Origin of the sequence: Shouchella oshimensis (assembly GCF_004375095.1) — a bacterium.
Classification (GTDB): Bacteria; Bacillota; Bacilli; order Bacillales; family Bacillaceae_D; genus Shouchella; species Shouchella oshimensis.
Window position 1 is genome coordinate 1 of sequence record NZ_SNUX01000002.1, and the last position, 3,096, is coordinate 3,096.

Here is a 3,096-nt window from a genome sequence, read left to right on the forward strand (position 1 = left end):
TGGTTCTTTGAAAACTAAATCATAATCAATCAACTCAAATTAGTTTTGTTCATCGGTGTTACAACTGTTTGAACGAGACGTCAAGAATTCATAAACCTTTTAGGTTAACCAATTGCTTCGTTGAAGCAACAATGGATAAGTTAGAAAGGGCGCACGGTGAATGCCTTGGCACTAGGAGCCGATGAAGGACGCGACGAACAGCGATATGCTTCGGGGAGCTGTAAGTAAGCTTTGATCCGGAGATTTCCGAATGGGGGAACCCACCATCCGTAATGGGATGGTACTCCTGCCTGAACACATAGGGCAGGGTGAGGCAGACCCGGGGAACTGAAACATCTAAGTACCCGGAGGAAGAGAAAGCAAATGCGATTTCCTGAGTAGCGGCGAGCGAAACGGAATCAGCCCAAACCAAGAGGCTTGCCTCTTGGGGTTGTAGGACACTCTATACGGAGTTACAAAGAAACGGAGTAGGTGAATTGTCTGGAAAGACAAGCCGAAGAAGGTAACAGCCCTGTAGCTGAAACTTCGTTTCCTCCAGAGTGGATCCTGAGTACGGCGGGACACGTGAAACCCCGTCGGAATCCGGGAGGACCATCTCCCAAGGCTAAATACTCCCTAGTGACCGATAGTGAACCAGTACCGTGAGGGAAAGGTGAAAAGCACCCCGGAAGGGGAGTGAAAGAGATCCTGAAACCGTGTGCCTACAACTAGTCAGAGCCCGTTAACGGGTGATGGCGTGCCTTTTGTAGAATGAACCGGCGAGTTACGATAACGTGCAAGGTTAAGCTGATGAGGCGGAGCCGTAGCGAAAGCGAGTCTGAATAGGGCGAGTGAGTACGTTGTCGTAGACCCGAAACCGGGTGATCTACCCATGTCCAGGGTGAAGGTCGGGTAACACCGACTGGAGGCCCGAACCCACGCATGTTGAAAAATGCGGGGATGAGGTGTGGGTAGGGGTGAAATGCCAATCGAACTCGGAAATAGCTGGTTCTCCCCGAAATAGCTTTAGGGCTAGCCTCGAGTGATGAGTTTTGGAGGTAGAGCACTGATTGGACGAGGGGTCCCCACAGGATTACCGAATTCAGTCAAACTCCGAATGCCAAAAACTTTAACTCGGGAGTCAGACTGCGAGTGCTAAGATCCGTAGTCAAGAGGGAAACAGCCCAGACCATCAGCTAAGGTCCCCAAGTATACGTTAAGTGGAAAAGGATGTGGAGTTGCTTAGACAACCAGGATGTTGGCTTAGAAGCAGCCATCATTGAAAGAGTGCGTAATAGCTCACTGGTCGAGTGACTCTGCGCCGAAAATGTACCGGGGCTAAACGTATCACCGAAGCTATGGCAATCCCAGTAGGGATTGGGTAGGGGAGCGTTCCAAGGACTGTGAAGCTAGATCGTGAGGACTAGTGGAGTGCTTGGAAGTGAGAATGCCGGTATGAGTAGCGAAAAGAGGGGTGAGAATCCCCTCCGTCGAAAGCCCAAGGTTTCCTGAGGAAGGCTCGTCCGCTCAGGGTTAGTCGGGACCTAAGCCGAGGCCGAAAGGCGTAGGCGATGGACAACAGGTTGATATTCCTGTACCACCTCGTATTTGTTTGAACGATGGGGGGACGCAGAAAGGTAGGGTGAGCGCGCCGCTGGCTGTGCGCGTCGAAGCATGCAAGGCTGGAACATAGGCAAATCCGTGTTCCGTGAAGGCTGAGCTGTGACCGTGAAGGACCCAAGGGTCCGAAATCCCTGATCCTCCGCTGCCGAGAAAAGCCTCTAGTTAGAATACAGGTGCCCGTACCGCAAACCGACACAGGTAGGCGAGAAGAGAATTCTAAGACGCTCGGGAGAACTCTCGTTAAGGAACTCGGCAAAATGACCCCGTAACTTCGGGAGAAGGGGTGCTCTATTAGGGTGTTAAAGCCCGAGAGAGCCGCAGTGAATAGATCCAAGCGACTGTTTAGCAAAAACACAGGTCTCTGCGAAGCCGTAAGGCGAAGTATAGGGGCTGACACCTGCCCGGTGCTGGAAGGTTAAGAGGAGGGGTTATCCCGTAAGGGAGAAGCTCTGAATTGAAGCCCCAGTAAACGGCGGCCGTAACTATAACGGTCCTAAGGTAGCGAAATTCCTTGTCGGGTAAGTTCCGACCCGCACGAATGGTGCAACGACTTGGATACTGTCTCAACGAGAGACCCGGTGAAATTATAGTACCTGTGAAGATGCAGGTTACCCGCGACAGGACGGAAAGACCCCATGGAGCTTTACTGTAGCTTGATAGTGAGTGTTGGTACCATTTGTACAGGATAGGTAGGAGCCTTGGAAGCCGGAGCGCTAGCTTCGGTGGAGGCGTCGGTGGGATACTACCCTGATGGTGCTGACATTCTAACCTCGACCCGTGATCCGGGTCAGGGACATTGTCAGGTGGGCAGTTTGACTGGGGCGGTCGCCTCCTAAACAGTAACGGAGGCGCCCAAAGGTTCCCTCAGAATGGTTGGAAATCATTCGTAGAGTGCAAAGGCATAAGGGAGCTTGACTGCGAGACCTACAAGTCGAGCAGGGACGAAAGTCGGGCTTAGTGATCCGGCGGTGCCGTATGGAAGGGCCGTCGCTCAACGGATAAAAGCTACCCTGGGGATAACAGGCTTATCTCCCCCAAGAGTCCACATCGACGGGGAGGTTTGGCACCTCGATGTCGGCTCGTCGCATCCTGGGGCTGAAGTAGGTCCCAAGGGTTGGGCTGTTCGCCCATTAAAGCGGCACGCGAGCTGGGTTCAGAACGTCGTGAGACAGTTCGGTCCCTATCCGTCGCGGGCGTAGGAAATTTGAGAGGAGCTGTCCTTAGTACGAGAGGACCGGGATGGACATACCGCTGGTGTACCAGTTGTTCCGCCAGGAGCATCGCTGGGTAGCTACGTATGGACGGGATAAGTGCTGAAAGCATCTAAGCATGAAGCCCCCCTCAAGATGAGATTTCCCATGGCGTAAGCCAGTAAGACCCCTTAGAGATGATGAGGTTGATAGGTCAGAAGTGGAAGTGTGGCGACACATGGAGCGGACTGATACTAATCGGTCGAGGGCTTATCCTAAATTTCTTGAGTTTGAGTATGATGAT

The 3,096-nt window shown here is 52.6% G+C and carries 1 rRNA gene; it reads left to right on the plus strand.

What is annotated here, in order from left to right:
• Window positions 1-133: 133 nt before the first annotated feature.
• Window positions 134-3,070, plus strand: a 23S ribosomal RNA gene (locus E2L03_RS06050).
• Window positions 3,071-3,096: the final 26 nt, after the last annotated feature.